The sequence below is a fragment of the Gordonia otitidis NBRC 100426 genome (assembly GCF_000248075.1).
GTDB classification, from domain to species: Bacteria; Actinomycetota; Actinomycetes; order Mycobacteriales; family Mycobacteriaceae; genus Gordonia; species Gordonia otitidis.
In genome coordinates, this window is the sequence record NZ_BAFB01000105.1 from 18,773 (window position 1) to 36,995 (window position 18,223).

At 65.5% G+C, this 18,223-nt stretch carries 18 protein-coding genes; 12 read left to right on the top strand and 6 right to left on the bottom strand.

Annotation, left to right across the window (positions count from 1 at the left end; all coding sequences use genetic code 11):
- The first annotated feature begins 16 nt into the window (after positions 1–16).
- From GOOTI_RS10635 to GOOTI_RS10645, 3 genes are read left to right on the top strand one after another with little or no spacing between them, the layout of a single operon-like run.
- Positions 17–697, top strand: coding sequence for a nitroreductase family protein (locus GOOTI_RS10635; protein ID WP_007238589.1), 681 nt, complete (start codon positions 17–19; stop codon positions 695–697).
- Between the two features lie 33 nt (positions 698–730).
- Positions 731–1,117: a DUF427 domain-containing protein gene (locus GOOTI_RS10640; protein ID WP_007238590.1), complete on the top strand. Its 387-nt coding sequence runs from the start codon at positions 731–733 to the stop codon at positions 1,115–1,117.
- Between the two features lies 1 nt (position 1,118).
- Complete coding sequence (locus GOOTI_RS10645; RefSeq protein WP_007238591.1) at positions 1,119–1,553, top strand: nuclear transport factor 2 family protein; 435 nt, start codon at positions 1,119–1,121, stop codon at positions 1,551–1,553.
- Between the two features lie 17 nt (positions 1,554–1,570).
- Here the strand turns inward: GOOTI_RS10645 and GOOTI_RS10650 are convergent, their stop codons facing one another.
- Positions 1,571–3,349: a glycoside hydrolase family 15 protein gene (locus GOOTI_RS10650; RefSeq protein ID WP_007238592.1), complete on the bottom strand. Its 1,779-nt coding sequence runs from the start codon at positions 3,347–3,349 to the stop codon at positions 1,571–1,573.
- Positions 3,350–3,436: 87 nt separating this feature from the next.
- Between GOOTI_RS10650 and GOOTI_RS10655 the strand changes: the two genes are divergently transcribed.
- The 5 genes from GOOTI_RS10655 to GOOTI_RS10675 all read left to right on the top strand — a co-directional run bounded on the left by GOOTI_RS10655 (position 3,437) and on the right by GOOTI_RS10675 (position 8,150).
- Positions 3,437–4,828: a glucose-6-phosphate dehydrogenase gene (locus GOOTI_RS10655; RefSeq protein WP_007238593.1), complete on the top strand. Its 1,392-nt coding sequence runs from the start codon at positions 3,437–3,439 to the stop codon at positions 4,826–4,828.
- Between the two features lie 26 nt (positions 4,829–4,854).
- Positions 4,855–5,238, top strand: a complete 384-nt coding sequence (locus tag GOOTI_RS10660) for a nuclear transport factor 2 family protein (RefSeq protein ID WP_039993916.1) — start codon at positions 4,855–4,857, stop codon at positions 5,236–5,238.
- A complete protein-coding gene (locus GOOTI_RS10665) occupies positions 5,238–5,768 on the top strand; it encodes an SRPBCC family protein (protein ID WP_007238595.1) in 531 nt (176 codons plus the stop codon). Before GOOTI_RS10660 ends, GOOTI_RS10665 begins: the two co-directional genes overlap by 1 nt.
- A gap of 14 nt (positions 5,769–5,782) precedes the next feature.
- Entirely contained in the window at positions 5,783–7,255 is a 1,473-nt protein-coding gene (locus GOOTI_RS10670) for an MFS transporter (RefSeq protein ID WP_007238596.1), read from the top strand.
- 64 nt (positions 7,256–7,319) lie between these two features.
- The gene (locus GOOTI_RS10675) at positions 7,320–8,150 is read left to right on the top strand and encodes an SDR family NAD(P)-dependent oxidoreductase (protein WP_039993917.1); all 831 of its coding nucleotides are present in this window, start codon (positions 7,320–7,322) and stop codon (positions 8,148–8,150) included.
- Positions 8,151–8,168: 18 nt separating this feature from the next.
- Here the strand turns inward: GOOTI_RS10675 and GOOTI_RS10680 are convergent, their stop codons facing one another.
- Positions 8,169–8,414, bottom strand: a complete 246-nt coding sequence (locus tag GOOTI_RS10680; protein WP_039993918.1) for a Clp protease/crotonase-like domain-containing protein — start codon at positions 8,412–8,414, stop codon at positions 8,169–8,171.
- Between the two features lies 1 nt (position 8,415).
- Here GOOTI_RS10680 and GOOTI_RS10685 point away from each other — a divergent pair, with 1 nt between their 5' ends.
- Positions 8,416–8,862, top strand: a complete 447-nt coding sequence (locus GOOTI_RS10685; protein WP_007238598.1) for an SRPBCC family protein — start codon at positions 8,416–8,418, stop codon at positions 8,860–8,862.
- Between the two features lie 253 nt (positions 8,863–9,115).
- Positions 9,116–11,266 (top strand): DUF222 domain-containing protein, encoded by a 2,151-nt coding sequence (locus GOOTI_RS10690; RefSeq protein ID WP_007238599.1) that lies wholly within the window; start codon positions 9,116–9,118, stop codon positions 11,264–11,266.
- 277 nt (positions 11,267–11,543) lie between these two features.
- On the opposite strand, the gene GOOTI_RS10695 is transcribed toward GOOTI_RS10690, so the two are convergent.
- The gene (locus tag GOOTI_RS10695) at positions 11,544–12,017 is read right to left on the bottom strand and encodes a hypothetical protein (protein ID WP_007238600.1); all 474 of its coding nucleotides are present in this window, start codon (positions 12,015–12,017) and stop codon (positions 11,544–11,546) included.
- A gap of 433 nt (positions 12,018–12,450) precedes the next feature.
- On the opposite strand from GOOTI_RS10695, the gene lon reads away from it, so the two are divergent.
- The gene (gene lon, locus GOOTI_RS10705) at positions 12,451–14,793 is read left to right on the top strand and encodes an endopeptidase La (protein ID WP_007238601.1); all 2,343 of its coding nucleotides are present in this window, start codon (positions 12,451–12,453) and stop codon (positions 14,791–14,793) included.
- A 60-nt stretch (positions 14,794–14,853) separates the two neighbouring features.
- Here the strand turns inward: lon and GOOTI_RS10710 are convergent, their stop codons facing one another.
- Positions 14,854–15,069, bottom strand: coding sequence for a hypothetical protein (locus GOOTI_RS10710; protein ID WP_007238602.1), 216 nt, complete (start codon positions 15,067–15,069; stop codon positions 14,854–14,856).
- Positions 15,070–15,193: 124 nt separating this feature from the next.
- Positions 15,194–15,880 (bottom strand): fasciclin domain-containing protein, encoded by a 687-nt coding sequence (locus GOOTI_RS10715; RefSeq protein WP_007238603.1) that lies wholly within the window; start codon positions 15,878–15,880, stop codon positions 15,194–15,196.
- A gap of 172 nt (positions 15,881–16,052) precedes the next feature.
- Here GOOTI_RS10715 and GOOTI_RS10720 point away from each other — a divergent pair, with 172 nt between their 5' ends.
- Positions 16,053–17,615 carry a molybdopterin-dependent oxidoreductase gene (locus tag GOOTI_RS10720; protein ID WP_007238604.1) on the top strand — a complete coding sequence of 521 codons (1,563 nt, stop codon included), beginning with the start codon at positions 16,053–16,055 and terminating at the stop codon, positions 17,613–17,615.
- Between the two features lie 40 nt (positions 17,616–17,655).
- Here the strand turns inward: GOOTI_RS10720 and GOOTI_RS10725 are convergent, their stop codons facing one another.
- Positions 17,656–18,183, bottom strand: coding sequence for a DoxX family protein (locus GOOTI_RS10725; protein WP_007238605.1), 528 nt, complete (start codon positions 18,181–18,183; stop codon positions 17,656–17,658).
- Positions 18,184–18,223 lie beyond the last annotated feature (40 nt).

Below are 18,223 nucleotides of genomic sequence, written 5' to 3' on the forward strand. Positions count from 1 at the left end.
TTGGCATAGTGAGGGCATGGACCTCAGTGACGCGATGCGCACGACGTTCGCTGCGCGGCGCTACACCGACGACCCGCTCCCCGACGACGTGCTCTTCGACATCCTCGATGACGCGCGGTTCGCTCCCAGCGGCGGAAACCGCCAGGGTGCGCACGTCGTCGTGGTGCGCGACGACGAAACCAAGCGCCGACTGGCCGAACTCAGCAAGCCAGCAGCGCGACGCTACCTCGCGCAGAAGGCCGCAGGGGAAAGTCCGTGGAATCCGGTGAATCCGCCCTCGGTGAGCGAGGCCGATCTCGCCGCCGTCGACGGTGTCGACGCCTTCGTCTCGCCCCTCGTCCACGCCCCGATTGTCCTGGTGGTCTCGGTCGATCTCGCGGTGGTCGCTGCAACCGACCAAGATCTCGACCGGATCGGCGTGATCAGCGGTGCCTCGATCTACCCGTTGGTGTGGAACATCCTCCTCCAGGCACGCGCCCGCGGATACGGAGGAACCGTCACGACGATGGCCACGGCACGAGAACCCGACGTACGCGAACTCCTCGGCCTGCCGCCGACGTACGCGGTTGCCGCGGTGCTGCCCATTGGCAAACCGGTCAAACAACTCACCAAACTTCGTCGACAACCGGTCGACGAGTTCGTCACGATGGAGACATTCGACGGTCCGCCGTTGCGAGGCGGGCCGGAGACCGAGTGAGCGTGTGCCCAGGGCACCACCCGAGGAGGACCAGTGAGTGAACGTCAGGTACTGCTTCCGAATGCCGAGCATCCCATCACCGTCGAACCGGCGTCCGAGCACGTGCGGGTCAGCGTCGGAAACCAGGTGATCGCCGAGACCGATGCGGCGCTCGTGCTGCGCGAGGCGTCGTATCCGCCCGTCTACTACGTCCCGCGTGACGATCTCGGCGCAGAGTTCCTCACGCACAGCGGGCACCACACGTACTGCCCCTACAAGGGTGAGGCGAGCTATCACGGGATCGCTGCGTCGGACGGATCGGAGCTCGCCGACAAGGTCTGGTACTACGACGAGCCGTATCCCGCCGTCGCCGACATCGCCGGGCACGTCGCGTTCTACCCGGATGCGGTGAGGATCGAGACCACGACCAGGGAGGGGTGAGATGGACACACAGACCATCGGAGACACACTCGAGATAAGGCAACTGCTCACGCGCTATTCGACCGCTGTCGACGCCAGGGATTGGACGCTGTACCGATCGGTGTTCACCGACGACGCCGAGATCGACTACACGTCATCGCCTTTCGGCATCACCGGAGGCGTCGACGACGTCGTGGACTGGCTCGAGCGTGGATTGTCGTCGCTGGAGATGACAATGCACTACGTGATGAACATCGACGCGGAGATCCGCGGCGACACGGCCTCGGTGCGCGCCCAGTTCTTCAATCCCATGCAGATTCCCGGACTCGGCGAACAGAGTTCGTGCGGCGGCTACTACCACCACGAACTCACGCGCACCGACGACGGTTGGCGCAGCAGGTCGATGCGCGAGGAGATCGTGTGGTTCGTGAACTCTCCCGTCGGCTCCCATCGCTGATCGGCCGGATAGCGGCTTCAGTTGTCCGGATAGTCCGCCAGGGCGTCAGCGGCTCGGACGTATGCCAGGTGCGACAGCGCCTGCGGCATGTTGCCCACCTGTCGGCGGGCGTCGACGTCGTACTCTTCGGAGAACAGCCCGACGTCACTGGCCGTCGCCAGCCCCTGGGCCATCACCTTTTCCGCGTCCGCACGACGCCCGCTGCGCGCGTACTGCTCGGCGAGCCAGAACGTGCACGCCATGAAGGGATGTTCGGTTCCGTCCAGGCCGTCCACGTGTGACGACGTCCGGTAGCGCAACACCAGACCGCCATGCATGAGGGTGTTCTCGATGGCCTCGACCGTGGCAAGCATCCGCGGATCGTCGAAGTCGCAGAACCCGACCTGCGGCAATTGCAGTAGCGAGGCGTCGACCTCGGTGGTTCCCGGATACTGCACGAAGCGGCCGGTCTCCTCATCGACCATGGTCTCCTCTATCTCGGCACGCACCTTGTCGCGCAACGCTTTCCAGTGGTTGGCCGGACCCTTCAGGCCGTGGTCCTCGACGGCACGCACACCGCGGTCGAATGCTGCCCACACCATCGCCCGCGAATGAGTGAACTTGCGCAACGGTCCCCGTATCTCCCAGATGCCGTTGTCCGGCTCGTCGATGTGCTCCTCGGCACGCTTGAGCAACTCACGCTGCAGCGACCACGAGATCTTGTTCTCCGGTAGACCCGCGGCGCGCGCCGCGTCGAGCGCGACGAGCACCTCGCCGATCGTGTCGGCCTGGAACTGGTCGACCGCACCGTTGCCGACACGCACGGGTCTCGAACCCTCGTAGCCGGGGAACTGGGGCATCTCGAGTTCCGGGAGTTCGCGCTCGCCTGCGATGCCGTACATGATCTGCAGCTGTTTCGGATCCCCTGCGATGGCGCGTAGCAACCACATGCGCCAATGTTCGGCGACACGCACGAATCCGTGGCAGACGAGAACGTCGAGAGTCAATGCCGCATCGCGCAGCCAGACGTATCGATAGTCCCAATTGCGTGATCCGCCAATGGATTCCGGAAGCGAGGTGGTTGCTGCAGCCACGATCCCACCCGTGTCGAGATTACTCAATGCGCGCAACGTGATCAGCGATCGCACGATCGTGGCGTCGCGCGACCCGGTGTGATCGATGCGCCCTGCCCATTCGGTCCACCAGTCGTGGGTTTCGCGCAGTGCGACGTCGACGTCGAGCGGCTCGGGTTCTTCGCGATACGAGTCGTACCAGGTGAGCACCAGGTCGACGGTGTCGCCCTCGCGCACGGTCGTCGTCGCGCGGTGGACGTGGTCGGTGGCCTCCAGGGCGATACCGCGGACGATCACGGCATCGGGCCCTGCGACCGCCCGCAGTGCAGGATTGTGCTCGTCGCCGTGTTGCAACACCCACGGGACCACCCGGGCATAGTCGAACCGCATGCGCAGTTCCGTCTCCATCTCGACGCTGCCGCTGATCCCGACGATCCGACGGACGAGGTCGACACGTCCGCCGTCGATCGGCATGAACTCGTGCACCTCGACGACGCCGTCTGCCGTCTCCCAGCGTGTCACCAGGATCAGCGTCTCCCCGTCGTAGCGGCGGGTCACCCGGGCGTCGAGATCGGTGGGCGCGAGATGCCACGACCCGTGGTCGGGAGCCCCCAGCAGACTGCCGAAGATCGATGCGCTGTCGAAGCGCGGTACACACAACCAGTCGACGTCTCCCGTGCAGGAGATCAGCGCACCGGTGCGGCAGTCCCCGACGAGTGCGTAGTCTTCGATGTAGGCGGCCATGATCTCGATTCTGCCTGTGATCGCAGCCTGCCCGGTGAATCTCCACGTATCGGGCACTGCAAGAGAACCACCGTCGAGGAGGAGCACGTGACCGGGACGTCGAACAGTGACTCGCAACTGACCACTCTGATCATCTTCGGTGCGACAGGCGATCTCACCAAGCGTCTGCTGCTACCCGCACTCGGCCAACTACTCGGACTCGAACCGGATCTCGACGTGCGTCTGGTCGGCGTCGGCCGACACGATCTCACCGACGATCAGTGGCGTGACAAGGTGCGCGAGGCATTCGCCGACGAGCAGTCCGACGCGGCTGATCGTCTTGCGAACGAGACGGTCTACCGCCAGGGCGATCCGACGGTGTCCGACGACCTGCGCAGAATCCTCGGCGAGGCGCAGGGCAGGCCGGTGCTGTATTTCGCGGTGCCGCCGTCGGTGACACGCAAGGCATGTGAGGCGCTCCGCGACGTCGACCTTCCGCCCGGCACCACCCTCGCGCCCGAGAAGCCATTCGGTAGCGACGAGGAGAGCGCCCGTGAACTCAACAAACTGCTTCTCGACCTGGTCCCCGAGAACCAGATCTATCGCGTCGACCACTTCCTCGGTCAGTCCGTGCTCCTCGACCTGCTCGGCGTGCGACTGGCCAACCGCGTCTTCGAGCCGGTCTGGTCGGGTACGCACATCGAGTCGGTGGTGATCCGCTACGACGAGAGTCTCGGACTCGAGGGCCGCGCGGGCTATTACGACGGCGTGGGCGCGATGCAGGACATGATGCAGAGTCATCTGCTGCAGCTCCTTGCGGTTGTCGCGATGGAGCCGCCTGCGACGCTGGGCGAGCGGGACCTGCGCGATGCGATCGGCGCGGCACTGCGTTCGGTGCACCTGTGGGACGACGACCCGGTGACGGCGTCGCGACGGGCGCGCTACACCGCGGGCGAGGCAGGCGGTAAATCGTTGCCCGATTACGTTGACGAAGACGGCGTCGATCCAGCCAACAACACCGAGACCCTGGCCGAGGCCACCTTCGAGGTCCGCACGATGAGGTGGCAGGGAGTGCCGTTCACGTTGCGTTCGGGCAAAGCGCTCGAGCCGGAGGCGAAAGAGATCGTCATGACCTTCCGTCCGCTGCGGCACATCCCCGAGCAGTTCGAGGGCGAGGTCGAGAGGAACGTCCTGCGCTTCACTTTCGGGCACGATGCGATGTCGGTGAAGCTCAACGTCCATCGCGGGTCACATCCGTTCTCGCTCAAGACGGTCGACCTCGACGCCGACTTCGGCAACGCCTCGATGCGCGCCTACGCTGAGGTGCTGTCGGGCATCATCAAGGGTGATTCCACACTGGCCGTCCGTGGCGACGCGGCCGAAGAGTGCTGGCGCATCGTCGACCCCATCGTCGATGCGTGGCGTGCCGACAAGGTGCCGATCGACGAGTATCCGGCAGGAAGTTCCGGTCCGGCGGACTGGCCCGAGTTGCCGCTGTAGGTACCGGGACTGGGGCAGACCGAATCATGTTGCAGCAGTTGATGCGTGAGATGTTCAGTTCGATGGTCGAGGCGAAGGACATCTCCAAGGTCGAGGAGTACTACGACCCCGACTTCATGCTCTACACCAACGGACAGGTGCAGGATTTTGCCGCCTTTCGTGCGGGCCACGAGCGCGTCTATCCCACCGGCATTTCCTACTCGGTGCGCTACGACGACGACGCCTGGGTGGAGAACGGTGATCGTCTTGCCGGGCGGGTGTGGATCACCACCAGCCGCCCGGGCGAAGACCCCACAGAGATCGAGGTCATGCTGATCGCGCAGTTCCGCGGCGGTCGAATTCTGCGGCTGTGGGAGCTCACCTGGCCCGACTGGTCGAACATGAAGGCGTTCGATTCCTATGACGGGTGATGTCGTGGCGGTCTCCCGCCGGTGCCTCGCGCGCTAGCCTCGACGTTGTGGCCCTCCCGCGTATTCCGTCGACCGTTCGACGCGCCGTCGCCGATGTCACCGTCTCGTTCGACGCCACGCCGGACGAGGCCTTCGACTATCTCGCCGACCCACGCAATCGGCCGCAGTGGCAGGCGAGTCTGCGCGCGATCACCGATGTGATGCCGCTGGGCGATCACCCCGGTGACGTCGGAACGTCGTGGACAGATGTGACTGTGGTCCCCGGTGTGCGGCCACGGATGGAGGTCGTCGGGAGCGACCGGCCGCAGCGGTGGGTCGAGATCGGCCAGTGGAGATTCGTCGACGCCGCGCTGGTCCTGACGGTCGAGCGGGCTTCCGACGGCTCGACGACCGTTGGTGCGCGGGCCGTGTTCACACTCCCACTCGTGCTTGCCCCGGTCTTCGTGCCACTCGCGATCGTGGTGCCCCCGGCCATCCGGGTCGATCTGCGGGCAGCGGCAGACGCGATCACCGCGCATCGCGAAGCGTGAGAACCGGCAACCAGATGACTTCCGAAGCACCCGATGACGGCCCGGTCGGCGTCAGTTCGTCGTCGGCGAAGGGACGGTGGCTGATCGCCTCGGCCGTGCTCGGGTCGGGTGTCGCCTTTCTCGACGGCACCGTCGTCAATGTTGCGCTGCCGACCATCTCGCGCGACCTCGACACCGGACTCGCCGGGCAGCAGTGGGTGGTCGACGGCTACATGCTCACCCTGAGCGCGCTGCTTCTCACCGGCGGTGTCGCGGGGGACAGATACGGTCGCAGGGCGATCTTCGTCGGCGGGTTGATCGTCTTCGCGGTCGCATCGATCGCCTGCGGTCTCGCCCCGACGATCGAGTGGCTCGTCGTGGCGCGTCTGGTGCAGGGCGTCGCGGCGGCCGCGCTGGTGCCCGGCAGTCTGGCTCTGGTCAACGCGGGTATCCGGGAAGAGGAACGAGGGCAGGCAGTCGGACTGTGGGCCGGTATGTCGGGTGCGACGAGCGCGCTGGGGCCGTTCGTCGGGGGCTGGCTTGTCGACGCCGCGTCGTGGCGGTGGGTGTTCTTCCTGAGCGTGCCGATCGCGCTCGTCGCGGTCGCGATCACGTTGCGGCACGTTGACGAATCGAGGGAGCCGGTAAAGGGCACTCGTCCCGACATTCCGGGGGCGGTGACGATCACGTTGGGACTCGCGGGCGTGATCGTCGCGCTCATCGAGGGGCCCTCACGTGGCTGGGAGCCGTGGATCATTGCCGTCGGCATCGCGGGAGTCGTGCTTCTCGTGGTCTTCGTGGCGATCGTACTCCGCACGCCCGCACCCCTTCTCGAGCTCTCGATGTTTAGGTCGACGCAGTTCACCGGGGCCAACGCCACCACCCTGCTCGTGTACGCGGCGCTCGGCGGGGCCCTCTTCCTTGTTGCGCTGCAACTGCAGCAGAGTCTGGGATACTCGGCGCTCGAAGCCGGCGCGGCCATGGTGCCGAGCACCGTCGTGATGCTGTTCGGGTCCTCGCTGTCGGGACGGATCGCGCAGAAGACCGGACCTCGCATCCCGATGACCGTCGGTCCGATCGTCGCGGCCGTCGGGCTGGCGCTCATGGCGCGGATCGTGCCCGGCGCGAGCTATCTCGGGGCTGTGCTACCCGCGGTTCTGCTGTTCGGGATAGGGATGACCATCACCGTTGCCCCGCTGACCGCCGCGGCTCTCGCCGCCGTCGACGACGCGCATGCGGGTGCGGCGTCCGGCGTCAACAACGCGGTGTCGCGGATCGCTGGGCTGCTGGCCGTCGCGGTACTTCCGGCGGTGGCGGGCATCAGCGCGGGGCCCGGTCAGCCACTCGGGTCCGGATTCACGACGGCGATGCTGATCTCCGCGGTGTGTTGTGCACTGGGCGGGGTGGTGGCTGCGTTCACCATCCGATCGGGCACGGGCTTCCGACCGCAGGTGACCCCCGCATTGAACGCCGCATGTCAGGACCCCGCGACGCGGGTCGGGTCCTGACGTCAGGCGCTGAGCACGCGCAACGCGTAGTCGGCCATAAAACCGTCCATCGAGGGAGGAATCGTTGTCCATCCAGCGGAGGGTGCAGGAGCTTGTGCAGCGTCGCAGCTTCGTCCCTGGAGTTGTTGACGCCGCGCTGAGCGGGCAGGGCAGGAGTGTGGCCGATCTGACCGTCGGAATCACGGGTGCGTCTGCGGGGATCGGTCGAGAAGCCGCGCGGCAGCTCGCGGCGCGGGGAGCGCGCGTGATCGGCGTGGCACGAAACGAGCAGGCATTGGAGTCGCTGGCTGACGAAGTCGGCTGCGACTATCGCGTCTGTGATCTGTCGGACGAGGTGGCTGTTGTGGCGCTCATCGACGAACTGGCGGGTGAGCGGATCGACGTGCTGGTCAACAACGCGGGCCACTCGATCCGACGCACGATCGTCAGCTCGACAGATCGGTTCCACGACTACCAACGCACCATGCGCCTCAACTATCTCGCTGCAGTGCAACTCTCGCTGGGTCTACTACCCGGGATGATCGAGCGCGGCGGCGGTCAGTTCGTGAACGTGTGCACCTGGGCGTTGCACGCCAACACATTTCCCCGTTTCTCCGCGTACGCGGCGTCGAAGAGTGCGCTCGCGATCTTCGGACGCAGTCTCAATGCCGAGCGACCCGACGGCGTCTGCGCGACCAACGTCTACTTCCCGCTCGTACGGACCGAGATGATCGCTCCGACAGCAGAATACGACGACGTCGGAGCTCTCGACGTCGATGAGGCGGCTCGTTGGCTACTGCGCGCCATCACCCACCAACCCGAAGAGGTGTCACCCGCGGTGGTGCGCTATCTGCTGCCGCTCGTCGACTTCGTCTCGCCGCGGATGTCGGACAGGACTATCGCGGCGATCACCTGAGCGCCAGGGCGGGGGAGATCAGTGTCCGGTGAACTGCGCATCTCGTCGTTCGACGAACGATGCCATCCCTTCGGCGCAATCCGCGGTACTGAACAGTGTGGCGATGTCGGGATGCAGCCGGGCGATCGCGGCGTCGTCGCCTTGCGTCGCGGCGATTGTCGCCGACCGTAGTGTCGCCCGGACTCCGAGGGGAGTCGAGCCCTCACAGTCGTCCGGTGCTGCCGGGTGAGGCGCTACCCTGAGTCCGGCACACGAAAGAAGCACAATGCAAACGATAGTTGTGGACAAGATGATCGGCGCGCCGATCAGCGACGTATTCGACGCCTTCGTCGACCACGAGCGGCTGGCAGATCTACCCGTGGTTCTCTCGGCACGGGTCGACGTACCCGGTGTGACGGAGAAGAACGGACTCGGCGCTGTCCGCGTGGTCAATGGCGGCGTCATCACGCTGCGCGAAGAGGTCACCGCCTTCGAGCGACCACACCTGATGGAGTACGCCATTCGTCGTTCGCGTCCTGCGCTCGAGCACACGTTGGGCCGCGTCGAGTTCACGGAAGTGGCGGGCGGAACCAGGGTGGTCTGGACGTCGGCGTTCGAGCTGAATAATCGGATTCTGCGTGTGGTCGAGCCCGCATTCGCGGCGGGCTTTCACCTCGTCTTCGTCACGGTGCTGCGTCAGACGGCCAAGCGCGCGAAAGCTCTGCCGCGCTAGGGGGACGGTCCCGCCGAGTGGTGATTCCCCTCGGTGCAGCTGCACATGTGGCTCCAATCGATGAATGTGGTTGCTACAGCACACATACTGAAAATCGACACACATCCACGCCGCACACTCGCCGGCCAGCGGTTCGCTGATGTCGGTTTCAAGCGTTGATTCTGTGCCCCGATTCCGCAGTCGGATTTCTTGTCGGTGGCCGGTCGTAGTATGGGCTCATACGTTCGATCCGGTTCTCGGGAGGAGGTGCGGGATGTCGATCGAGTCAGTTGGCCCAGGAGCCGATTCGGCTGCGGGAGGTGATGATTCGGGACGATTCGATTCGACGTCCGATGCTGTTCAGTCGGATTGGGCAACGGGCGTGCCGCTCGGGTTGTTGGGGGGTGTCGATCCCGCCGCTCCCGAGGGTTCGGACACGGTTGACGTCCTAGAAGGTTTGACCCGATTGCGGTGCGGTGAGGCATTCGTGGCGTGGGCGCGGTATCAATCGATCGGCGTGCTCTATGACCGACTGGTCGCTGCGCGTGCTGCATCGGATGGGTTGATCGTGGATGGTTTCGCGGATGCTGCGGCACGGATCTCAGGAGTCTTCGCGGTGTCACGTTCGCAGGCGGAACGCCTGATCGACGAGGCGATCGTGCTGCGTGATGATCTGCCGCAGGTGTTCGGCTGTCTGCGCGAGGGGATCGTGTCGGTCGAGCAAGCGGGACTGGTGATCTCACGTACCGACCTGGTGCGTGGGCCGGGCACCCCGCCCGAGGTGGTGGCCGCTGTCGACGAACAGATCGCGACCACGCTACGGACCCGGCGGGGGTCGTGGAAACGTCCCCGCCTGCGGGACATGGTGGATCGGATCGTGTTCCGCCAGGATCCGGATGCGGTGTGTGAACGCCGTGAACGTGCTCTGGACAAGCGGGGTGTGTTCACCGACAACTGTGGTGACGGGGTCGGGGAGATCACCGCCGTGATGTCAGCGGAGAACGTGCGGGTAGCGGTCGCAGCGGTACGACGCCTCGCCGAGGCGGTGTGCGGCGGTGATGGTCGGACTCGTCAGCAGCGCGCCTCGGATGCGATGTTTGCGCTGCTCTCTGGTTCACGATTCGAATGCGGTTGCGGCAGCATCGAGTGCACCGCGACGATTCCCGAACCGGGCACCGTACCGCCTGCCGATCCGCGGTTCGTCATCCACGTCGTGTGCAACGAATCCGCCCTCACCCCACCCGCCGACAGCGCCCAGAATCGCGCCGACAGCACCGCTAAGCACGCCGATAGCACCGCTAAGCACGCTGACAGCACCAAGAGTTGCGCTGACGGGACAGGGAATCGCTTCGAGGGCACCGCCGCTTCCGCTGACGGCATCGGGAATCGCGCCGATAGCACCGCCGATTTCGCTGACGGCACCGCAGATCTCGTCGACAGCACCGCCGCTTCCGCTGACGGCACAGGGAATCGCGTCGAGGGCACCGCCGCTTTCGCCGACGGCATCGCGGGAACCGCTGACGGCACCGCAGAAACCGGTGGTAGAGCAGCGGATGCCGTTGACGGCGAGGCGGATTCGTCGTCTGGTGGCGTCGTTCACGGCAGCGACGACGACGGCATGAGCGACGGTGACGTGTTCGGCGATGACGTGTCCGGCAATGCTGCCGGTGGCCGCTGGCCCGGGTTGCGTTATGCGCGCAAAGACGGTCACCGGACCGGCCAGTCATCCGAGGCTGTGTCGGTCGGGTTCATGGACGGCTACGGCATCATCTCCGCCGAACACGTCCGTGACATCGCCGCCCGCCCGGACACGGTGACCCGCCGGGTGGTACCGACAAACACTCCCGAGAACGCCGACGGCACCTACACCCTGCCCGCGCACGGTACCGACCCGTACCGCCCGTCCACTGCCTTGGATGAGGCGGTGCGCTGTCGCGACGGCTACTGCGTCGACCCCGGCTGCGCACATTCGGCATGGACCGCCGACAACGATCACGTCACCGAATACGACCACCAAAGCCCCGAGGCTGGTGGACACACCAGCTACGAGAATCTCAACACCAAATGCCGATACGGGCACATCCAGAAAACGTTCGGCAACTGGGTCGATGACCAATACCGCGATCCCGCGACCGGCCGGCTGGTCACCGAATACATCACCCCGGAAGGCTTCGTCATCCCCGGCGACGCCGAAACGTTCGAAGACACCTTCCCCGGACTACGCCGACTCCGGTTCACCCCACCAACCACCGGCGACCCACCACCGCGTCGAATCAAGCCACCCGAGGCCAACCCGCGCCACCGAACACGCGCGGCGAACAAACACGCCCGCCGCCGCGCCGAACGCCACCGCAACCGACAACGCCGACTCACCCACGACAACGGCCAGCCCCTCGTCGACGACGTCGGGCCACCCCCGTTCTGAACGGTGGTCTGCGGAGCCGCGGTGCTGCTGTACAGATGAATCCGTGGACGCTGGCGATCACGACTCCGCCCGACGACGAGGTATAGACCGTGCGTCATGCTCTGGAGCTTCACACCGACGATGCTCGAGTCGAGCACGAGCAGTACATGGCTGAGGTCAGGGCCGCGATCAACAACCATTCACGTGAGGCCGCCTGGTCAACGACGCCAGGGATTCGTCGTTGACCAGGCGTGCTGTTCATCGTGCCTCCATCTGGATCACGGTTTCGCCGCGAGGATCACCAGAGGTCGTAGCTCACGTTGACGTTGGGGTAGCCGGTGGCGATGTCGGGTTGGTTGATGAAGTAGTGGCCTCCGCCGGAGGTGCCCGTCATGTCGGTGTTGACGTTGCCTCGGACGTTCTCGAGGTTGTATGTCGCAGTCGGACCGAAGGCGCCGACCCGGTAGTTGACGAACACGCTCTCGTAACTGCTGTTGGGCGCGACGCTCACGATCGTCTCCGACGCTCCGGGCGCCAGCGAGCGCGCGGGTGCCTGGACCCAGTTGCCGCCACCGGGGGTTGCCGAGGCGAGCCATTCGGTCTTGTCGGTGTGGTTGGTGAGCGTCATGGCGACGGAGGGCTCGCCAGGGTGGGTCACCGGCAGCGTGCCTGCGTTGGCGAGGCCGGCTCCGCCCGCGGCGAGTGCTCCGGCGATGCCGAGCCCGGCGATGGCGGCGAGGGTGCGGGTCTTGACGTTCTTCGAGATGGTCATCGTGTCTCCTCCAAGTGTCGTCCGGTCCCTGTCGGGGCTGGGCGGGCTATTTCTGACACCAATGACTTTGCCGCTCACCAGGGGCGATGACCTTCCGCCGGTCGGGTGGTGTGGCGGTTGATCATGAGGTCCACCGATCGGGGGATACTGACATCGGTAACGGGGACCTGCGCGAGTGAGCTGAATGCCAGGAACAGAATGAGCGCGGCCGACGTCACCAAACGTCCGATACGTGCGACGCCGTCGATGGTGGCTGTGTCGGTACTTGCGTCCCGTTTCAGCCTCGTGGAGGTGCCGCCTCCTCGATCCAGAGGGGCCAAGTGGGCGTTCGGCGACACATCGGCGATCCCAATTCCGCCTCAGGCGAAATCTGCCCGGGAACAAACATCCAGCCACCAGGGTTGAGTCGGTCAGACTGAACTTTGGAGGTTACATGTCTGACACGTATTCAGTGCCCGTCCTCTTCGTTCCTGACCTGGTCGTCCTGCCCGGCATGGTTGTGCCCGTGCCCCTCGACGACGCCGCTCAGGCGACGGTGGACGCGGCCCGGGCCAGTGAGTCCGGAAAACTGCTGGTCGCCCCGCGCTTGGACGACCGGTACCCCACCTACGGGGTTCTTGCGTCGATCGTGCAGGTCGGTCGCATGCCCGGCGGCACCCAGGCCGCCGTGGTCAAAGGTGAGAAGCGCGCACACATCGGAACCGGCACCACCGGCCACGGCAATGCGCTGTGGGTGGAGGTCACCGAGGTCTCCGACGCCGAGCCGAGCGCCGAGACCAAGGCGTTGGCTGCCGAGTACAAGAAGCTCGTCCTGGCCATGCTGCAGCGTCGCGAGGCGTGGCAGATCATCGACGCGGTCAACAAGATGACCGATCCGTCGGATCTGGCCGACACCTCGGGCTACTCGTCGTGGCTCGACGACGTACAGAAGCGTCAACTGCTCGAGACACCCGACGTCGGCCGGCGGCTGCAACTGCTGATCGACTGGACCAGCGAGCACATCGCCGAGACCGAGGTCTCCGACAAGATCGCCGACGACGTCCGCAACGGCATGGAGAAGCAGCAGAAGGAATTCCTGCTCCGCCAGCAGTTGGCCGCGATTCGTAAGGAACTCGGTGAGGACGAGCCCGACGGCGCCGACGACTACCGTGGTCGCGTCGAAACGGCCGATCTTCCCGAAAAGGTCCGCGAGGCGGCTCTGCGTGAGGTCGGCAAGCTGGAACGCGCCAGCGACCAGTCGCCCGAAACCGGTTGGATCAGGACATGGTTGGACACCGTGCTCGACCTTCCGTGGAACGTGACGACCGAGGATTCCACCGACATCAAGGGTGCTCGCGAGATCCTCGACGCCGATCACCACGGTCTCGACGACGTGAAGGATCGGATCGTCGAGTACCTCGCCGTGCGAGCCCGCCGTGCCGAGCGCAAGCTACAGGTCGTCGGCGGACGCGGTTCCGGTGCCGTCATGGTGCTGGCCGGTCCTCCCGGCGTCGGCAAGACGTCGCTGGGTGAGTCTGTTGCCCGCGCACTCGGCCGTAAGTTCGTGCGCGTCGCCCTTGGCGGTGTGCGCGACGAAGCCGAGATCCGCGGTCACCGTCGTACCTACGTGGGCGCGTTGCCGGGCCGGATCGTGCGCGCCATCGGCGAGGCGGGATCGATGAATCCCGTTGTGCTGCTGGATGAGATCGACAAGGTCGGTTCCGACTTCCGGGGCGATCCCGCGGCGGCTCTGCTCGAGGTCCTCGACCCCGCGCAGAACCACACGTTCCGCGATCACTACCTCGACCTCGATCTCGACCTGTCCGACGTGGTGTTCCTCGCGACGGCCAACGTCATCGAGAACATCCCGTCGGCGCTGCTCGACCGCATGGAGCTCGTCACCATCGACGGCTACACCGAAGACGACAAGGTCGCGATCGCCCGCGACTTCCTGCTCCCTCGGCAGGAGGAGCGTGCGGCACTGGCCAACGACGAGGTGTCGGTGACCGAGGATGCGCTGCGCGAGATCGCTGCCAATTACACCCGTGAACCGGGCGTGCGACAGTACGAGCGTCTGCTCGCCAAGCTGTTCCGCAAGGTCGCGACCAACATCGAAAGCGGCAAGGCCACAACGCCTGTCACGATCGAAGAGTCCGATCTGAAGGAGTATCTGGGACGTGCCAGGTTCACCCCGGAGTCCGAGGAGCGCACGGCGGTGCCGGGCGTTGCCACGGGACTCGCGGTGACCGGAATGGGCGGCGACGTGCTGTTCATCGAGGCCAACCGCACCGATACCGGTGAAGGGAAGGGCGGTCTGCAACTGACCGGCCAACTCGGCGACGTCATGAAGGAGTCGGCGCAGATCGCGCTGTCGTACGTCCGTGCGCATGCACGTGATCTCGGAATAGATCCGAGCAACCTCGAGGGCACCATCCACGTGCACGTGCCCGCGGGTGCCGTCCCCAAGGACGGTCCGAGTGCCGGCATCACGATGGTGACCGCGCTGGTGTCGATGGCCACCGGCCGCAAGGTGCGCGCCGAGGTCGGCATGACCGGCGAGGTCACACTCAACGGGCGGGTGCTCCCGATCGGTGGGCTCAAGCAGAAACTGCTTGCGGCACAACGCAACGGGCTGACACAGGTGTTCATCTCGCCGCGCAACGTCGCCGATCTCGACGACGTTCCCGCCGAGATTCTCGACGCCGTCACGGTCACACCTGTGGCCGACGTCGCCGACGTCGTCGCGCAGGCCCTCGAGCCTGCCGCCGATGAGGCGAAAGAAACAGTCGCGGCCTGATACCGCGATACGACGAACCCCGGGAGGAATCTCCCGGGGTTCGTTTGCGTCGCGGAGCGACTACGGGATGCGCGAATCGCGGGTCGCGCGTGCTTTCGCGAGCACCTCCGGTTCCAACGTGTCAGGCGCAACGAGCCACGTCTTCTCCCACTTGTGGTGGATCGGGCACCGCTGCACGCGGGTATTACCCAAGCGGAGAGCCTTGAACGACACCAGCGGTACCCAGATGGTGGAGTAGTAGGCCCCACGTGAACATTCGACGATCGATCGCTCCATCGTGCTCCTTCCCGCCGCTCGGTCACCGGCAGTCAGCGAGAATACTCCTCGCCACCGGCCGGTGGTCGACGCGATCCGGTGCGTAGCCCAGATGGAGTTGCCCTGCAACCGATCACCGACGCACTCACATGCTCGGCGGCATCAGCACCGTGTCGATCATGTAGACCGTCGCGTTGGCGGTCTTGACGCCACCGCAGACGACGCCGGAATCGTTGACCTTGATGTCATTGCCCGATCCGGTGACGTTCACATCCTGGCCCTCGAGGGTCTTGTGGGTGCCGTCGATCTTGTCGGGTGCGATCTGTCCCGAAACGACATGGTAGGTAAGGATTTTGGTCAGCAGATCCTTGTCGGTCTTGAGCTTGTCGAGCGTCGCGGCGTCGAGCTTCGCGAACGCGTCGTCGGTGGGTGCGAAAACGGTGTACTGGCCGTTGTTGAGTGTGTCGACCAGGTTCACCTGGGGGTTCAGTTGGCCCGACACCGCCTGCGTCAGTGTCTTCAACATCGGATTGTGCGACGCCGCGGTGGCGACCGGGTCCATCGCCATTCCCTCGACGGAACCGCTGCCAGACGGATTTGCCTTGGCGTAGTCGGCACATCCCGATCCGACGAGACCCGCTGGTGCTGCGGCCATGCTGCTGCTCATCGGCATCTCCGACGACGACATCGGCGCCATCGACGACGCTGACGTGTCGGACGACGAACTGCTGTCATCGGAGCAACCCGCGATGACACCGACGGTGAGTACTGCCCCAGCCGCTGCGAGCGTCAGGCGTTGAAATCTGTTGGCTACCATGATCGATCCAATCATCGAGGTACAAACTCACCGAACTGTGAGTCTCGGGGGGTCATTCGCTGGCGACGTGGTCGCGGATGGGTGAGAAGAAAAGAAAAACTCCCGACCCATCCGCGGGCATACCTCGTACGAAGTCCCTGCAGAAGTCGACGCACGACACGCTCGACTTCGGATGAGGAGTGCCGTCATGCGACAACGATCCGAAACCTGGCTTCGTGCCGTGGTTTCCGGCCCACTTGCGGTCATCGGTGGCCTGGCGGCCGGTGAATTGGTCGCTATTCCGCTGTCGCGCTTGGCATCACCATTTCAAGCGGTGTCGGCATTCCTGGTGGATCATTCGCCCGCAGCTGCCCGCGAATGGGCGATAGACACATTCGGTACGAACGACAAAGTGGCGTTGATGATCGGCGTCGGTCTCGCGGTCGCGGTCCTGTCGGTCCTGGCGGGGATTCTGCAGGTGGTGCGGCCCCCTGCGGGTGCAATGATCGTCGTTCTCGTCGCGATATTCGGGGTCGTCGCCGCGGCGACTCGGCCCACTGCGACCGTCAGCTATGTCATCCCCTCGATCGTTGCGGGCGTCGTGGCGGTTGTCCTGCTCGTCATCCTCTGCCGCGGGGCGCAGGGGACGAACCGCGTTGAGAGGCGATCGCACACCGCCGATGAGAAGGGTTGTGAATCAGACGATTCCGGCTGGTCACGGCGAACATTTCTCGTCACCGCGGCCGTGGTGGCCGGAGCGTCCGCGGTGTCGCTGGTGGTCGCGCGACGTCTGGCCGAGGCCGGTGGAGTGATCGCGGAGCGGGCACGCCTCGTGCTACCCAGACCCGCGTCGAGTGCGCGGGCCGTGCCACCGGGCGTCGAGGCGAAGGGTGCGACCCCGTTTCTCACCGACAATGCAGACTTCTATCGCATCGACACCGCCCTTCAGGTGCCGCAGCTCTCCACCACAGACTGGAGACTCAGAATTCACGGGATGGTCGACCGCGAGATCACACTCGACTGGAACGATCTCATGGCGATGTCGGCACAGGAGCGGATCATCACCCTGACCTGCGTCTCCAATGAGGTGGGCGGCAATTTGGCAAGCAATGCCCGCTGGATCGGATTTCCGATGAGCGACATCCTCGCGATGGTGCGGCCGCACGTCGACGCCGACATGTTGCTCTCGACGAGCGTCGACGGCTGGACGTCGGGAACACCCCTCGATGCGATCACCGATGGGCGCGACGCCATGCTCGCCGTCGGCATGAACGGCGCTCCGCTACCGCTCGAACACGGTTATCCCGTGCGGCAGGTGATACCCGGGCTGTACGGCTTCGTCTCCGCGTGCAAGTGGGTGGTCGACTGGGAGATAACGAGATTCGACCGCGCGCAATCGTATTGGGCCAAACGCGGCTGGGGCGTCAAGGCGCCCATCAAGACGGCCTCGCGCATCGACAGGCCGGCGCCATTGTCGACCAATCCGGTCGGGCCGGTTGTCGTGGCGGGTACGGCCTGGGCGCAGCACAGGGGTGTCAGGAGAGTGGAGGTCCGGGTCGACGACGGTGAATGGAACACCGCGACTCTCGCGACCGAGTACTCCACCGACACGTGGCGCCAGTGGAGTTGGACCTGGCAGGCGACGCCCGGACAGCACACGCTGTACTGCCGGGCGACCGACGCCGAGGGTCGGACGCAAACCGACCAGCGGGTGGCCCCGATCCCCGACGGAGCCACGGGATGGCACAGCCGCGTCGTCCAGGTTGCCTAGCGTCACGCGCTAGGGCTGCACCCGGACCGAACGGCTCGACTCAGGCGGTCTTCGACGCCAGAGCCTTCTTGCGACGCGTGAGCACACCCGCCGCACCTGCCGCAGACGCGATGAGTGCGGCGACACCCACGCCGTCGCGAGAGAGCGGGTGCTTGATGACGGCGTCGACGGAGTAGCGGCCGGGTCCGGTCAGTGCGAGTGCCGCGGATGCGAGACCGAGGACCGCGGGAAACTCGAAACCGCCTTCCTGCGCGAAGAATCCGCTGGGGCGGTGGACGTCGGTGGCTGCGAGCATGGCCGCAGCGCCGGCCGCGGCAGCGACGCGCGTTCCCGCGCCGAGCGCGACGAGTCCGCCTGCAGCTTCACTGACGCCTGCGGCGACGGCCGAGGTCTTGGCGGGCTCGAAGCCCATGTGCTCCATGCCTGCTGCCGTCCCCTCAATGCCGGTGCCGCCGAACCAGCCGAGCAGCTTCTGCGCACCGTGTGCGAACAGAGTTGCACCGACTGCGACGCGCAAGGTCAGCAGACCGGCGTCGAGGGCTGCGGAGCGTGAATCGGAATGTGACATGGCAGGGCCTTTCGTTGGTAGATCGCTAAGAGGACTGTAG

What these genes read in the sequence shown, in the direction of transcription:
- GOOTI_RS10695 (WP_007238600.1), bottom strand. Translation starts at nt 12,017, where the DNA reads ATGACCATCTCGAAGAACGTCAAGACCCGCACCCTCGCCGCCATCGCC.
- GOOTI_RS10725 (WP_007238605.1), bottom strand. Translation starts at nt 18,183, where the DNA reads ATGTCACATTCCGATTCACGCTCCGCAGCCCTCGACGCCGGTCTGCTG.
- GOOTI_RS10660 (WP_039993916.1), top strand. Translation starts at nt 4,855, where the DNA reads ATGTTGCAGCAGTTGATGCGTGAGATGTTCAGTTCGATGGTCGAGGCG.
- GOOTI_RS10645 (WP_007238591.1), top strand. Translation starts at nt 1,119, where the DNA reads ATGGACACACAGACCATCGGAGACACACTCGAGATAAGGCAACTGCTC.
- GOOTI_RS10670 (WP_007238596.1), top strand. Translation starts at nt 5,783, where the DNA reads ATGACTTCCGAAGCACCCGATGACGGCCCGGTCGGCGTCAGTTCGTCG.
- GOOTI_RS10710 (WP_007238602.1), bottom strand. Translation starts at nt 15,069, where the DNA reads ATGGAGCGATCGATCGTCGAATGTTCACGTGGGGCCTACTACTCCACC.
- GOOTI_RS10715 (WP_007238603.1), bottom strand. Translation starts at nt 15,880, where the DNA reads ATGATTGGATCGATCATGGTAGCCAACAGATTTCAACGCCTGACGCTC.
- GOOTI_RS10635 (WP_007238589.1), top strand. Translation starts at nt 17, where the DNA reads ATGGACCTCAGTGACGCGATGCGCACGACGTTCGCTGCGCGGCGCTAC.
- GOOTI_RS10650 (WP_007238592.1), bottom strand. Translation starts at nt 3,349, where the DNA reads ATGGCCGCCTACATCGAAGACTACGCACTCGTCGGGGACTGCCGCACC.
- GOOTI_RS10690 (WP_007238599.1), top strand. Translation starts at nt 9,116, where the DNA reads ATGTCGATCGAGTCAGTTGGCCCAGGAGCCGATTCGGCTGCGGGAGGT.
- GOOTI_RS10720 (WP_007238604.1), top strand. Translation starts at nt 16,053, where the DNA reads ATGCGACAACGATCCGAAACCTGGCTTCGTGCCGTGGTTTCCGGCCCA.
- GOOTI_RS10685 (WP_007238598.1), top strand. Translation starts at nt 8,416, where the DNA reads ATGCAAACGATAGTTGTGGACAAGATGATCGGCGCGCCGATCAGCGAC.
- lon (WP_007238601.1), top strand. Translation starts at nt 12,451, where the DNA reads ATGTCTGACACGTATTCAGTGCCCGTCCTCTTCGTTCCTGACCTGGTC.
- GOOTI_RS10665 (WP_007238595.1), top strand. Translation starts at nt 5,238, where the DNA reads ATGTCGTGGCGGTCTCCCGCCGGTGCCTCGCGCGCTAGCCTCGACGTT.